4 protein-coding genes are annotated in these 2,654 nt (G+C 72.9%); all 4 read right to left on the bottom strand.

The window, feature by feature from the left end:
• On the bottom strand, positions 1 to 566 hold a 566-nt coding region (locus AB0I76_RS27225), incomplete at its 3' end, for a translation initiation factor IF-2 N-terminal domain-containing protein (protein ID WP_357041184.1).
• 93 nt (positions 567 to 659) lie between these two features.
• Positions 660 to 992: a YlxR family protein gene (locus AB0I76_RS27220; RefSeq protein ID WP_357041181.1), complete on the bottom strand. Its 333-nt coding sequence runs from the start codon at positions 990 to 992 to the stop codon at positions 660 to 662.
• 16 nt (positions 993 to 1,008) lie between these two features.
• A complete protein-coding gene (nusA, locus tag AB0I76_RS27215; protein WP_357041178.1) occupies positions 1,009 to 2,052 on the bottom strand; it encodes a transcription termination factor NusA in 1,044 nt (347 codons plus the stop codon).
• On the bottom strand, positions 2,049 to 2,654 hold a 606-nt coding region (gene rimP, locus AB0I76_RS27210), incomplete at its 5' end, for a ribosome maturation factor RimP (RefSeq protein ID WP_357041175.1). The genes nusA and rimP, both read right to left, overlap by 4 nt.

The following is a 2,654-nucleotide window of genomic DNA, read 5'->3' as shown; positions in this document are numbered from 1 at the left end:
GGACGCGAAGGAGCCGCGTTCGGGCCCGGACGCGGACCCGGACGGGGGCCACCCTCGGTGGGGGGCTCCCGACGGACGTTCTCACGCTGCTGCTGGCGAGCGGCCTGCGCGGCCTTGACCGCGGCCTCCTGCTCGGCCTTCAGCGCGGCGGCACGCGCCTCCGCGGCCGCCACCTCGATGTCGTGTGCGCTCGCCGGCTTGGCGACCGGGGCCGCCGGCTGCGGCGGGCCGGGAACCGGGCCCTTGGGCTTCGGACCGGGTGCCGGCGCGGCCGGCCGCCGCGGCGGCATCGGCTTGGCCGAGACCCGGGGTGCACCCGGGGTCGGGGACGGGGACGGCGTCGGGGTCGGTGCCGGGCTCGAGGCCGCCGCCGGCGTGGCGGTCGGCGCCGAGGAACCACCGGCGGACGCGACGAAGGCGCCACGCAGCCGTCGGGCGACGGGCGCCTCGACGGTGCTGGACGCGGACTTGACGAACTCGCCCATCTCCTTGAGCTTGGCGAGAACGGTCTTGCTTTCGACCCCGAGCTCCTTGGCTAGCTCGTGTACGCGGGCCTTACCTGCCACTGCACTCCTCACTCCGAGGTCGTGCGGGCAGCACCCGCAGCGACCTCACTCCTGCACTTGAAGCCTGGTCATTTCAGGGACTTCATCGTGTGCTCATGTCGGTCGTCCTACCTTGCTAGCGACCCTCGTCCGCTCGGGTTGACCGGACGTAGTGGTTGGCGCATCGACGTGCTCCGCCAGCTCCCGGTGGTCAGGGACCCCGGTCACGCGCAGCGCCCGCCCGAAGGCGCGCCGCCGCACTGCCTGCGCGAAGCAGGCCGGATCCGGGTGCATGTTCGCTCCCCGACCCGGCAGTATGCGGGCCGGATCAGGTCGGAGGCTGTGTCCAGCCTCGTCACCAACCGCGACTATCCGCAACAACTCGCTGGCCGGCGCACGTCGCCGGCAACCCACACAGGTGCGCACCGGCGCCACGCGTCGTACCACTGGGGGAAGTCTACCCCTAGCTGCCCGAGATCGCGCCGCCCGGCTCCGGGACGTGATCAGCTCCGCCCCGGTTTGCCGCACCGGCCTGCTCCGCGTCGGACCGGATGTCGATCCGCCAACCGGTCAGACGGGCGGCAAGACGGGCATTCTGCCCCTCCCGGCCGATCGCCAGCGACAGCTGGAAGTCCGGAACGGTCACCCGTGCGGCCCGGCCGGCCAGGTCGACCACCTCGACCCGCAGGGCCTTGGCCGGCGAGAGCGCGTTGCCGACGAACGTCGCCGGGTCGTCCGACCAGTCGATAATGTCGATCTTCTCACCGTGCAGCTCGCTCATCACCGCCCGCACCCGCTGCCCCATGGGGCCGATGCAGGCGCCCTTGGCGTTCACACCGGGGGCGGTGGACCGGACCGCGATCTTCGTCCGGTGACCTGCCTCACGTGCGATGGCGCCGATCTCGACCGTTCCGTCGGCGATCTCCGGCACCTCCAGGGCGAAGAGCTTCTTCACCAGCGCCGGGTGCGACCGGGACAGCGTGATCTGCGGCCCGCGCATTCCCTTGGCGACGTGCACCACGACGCAGCGGATCCGCTCGCCGTGGGCGTACCGCTCGCCGGGCACCTGCTCCGACTGCGGCAGGACGCCCTCCAGCTTGCCCAGGTCGACGCTGACGATGCCCTTCTCCGCCCGCGCCTCGTGCGCCTGCACGACGCCGGTCACCAGGTCGCCGTCGCGACCCACGTACTCGCCGAAGTGCACCTCGTCGGTGGCCTCCCGCAGACGCTGGAGGATCACCTGCTTGGCGGTCATGGCGGCGATCCGGCCGAAGTCGTGCGGGGTGTCGTCCCACTCCCGTACCACGGTGCCGTCGTCGTCCAGCTCCTGCGCGTACACCAGGGCCGCGCCGGACTTACGGTCGATCTCCACCCGGGCGTGGGACTCCGCGCCCTCGGTGTGCCGGTAGGCGGTCAGCAACGCGGTCTCGATCGCCGCGAGGATCGTGTCGAACGGGATCTCCCGCTCGCGCTCCAGTGCGCGCAGCGCCGCGAGGTCGATGTTCACCTCTCCTCGTCCTCCACATCATCGTCGTCGTCAAAGTCGTCGAAGTCGTCGGTGTCGCCGGCCTCGTCCACCGCCTCGTCGAGGCGGGTGAACTCCACCTGCACCCGGCCGGGGCCGAGGTCGGAGTACGTGAACTCCGCGGGGCCGGCCTCGGTCTCGAGCGTCACCCGCTCGTCGTCGGCGGCCAGAATGCGGCCGGTGACCTGCCGGTCGGCGCCCTCCGCGGCGCGGGCGGTCACCTTGACCAGCCGGCCGACGTTGCGCCGCCAGTGGCGGGGCAGGGTCAGCGGCCGATCCACGCCCGGCGAGCTGACCTCGAGCTGGTACTCGCCGGCCACGATGTCGCCGCCGGCCTCCTCGGCCTCGTCCAGCGCGGCGGAGACGGCCCGCGAGACGTCGGCGACCGCGTCCAGGTTGACGCCGCCGTCCGCGTCCACGATCACCCGCACCACGTGCCGGCGACCGGCCCGGGAGACGGAGAGGTCCTCGAGGTCGTACCCGGTCGCGGTGACCACGGGCTCGATGACCTCACGCAGGCGGGCGCGCCGGGCGGCGAGGTCACCGCGCGGCGCGCGCTCCCCGCCGCGGGGACCCTCGGGACG

Source organism: Micromonospora sp. NPDC049799, from assembly GCF_040656655.1.
Classification (GTDB): Bacteria; Actinomycetota; Actinomycetes; order Mycobacteriales; family Micromonosporaceae; genus Micromonospora.
This window is presented reverse-complemented; position numbering and strand designations above follow the sequence as displayed.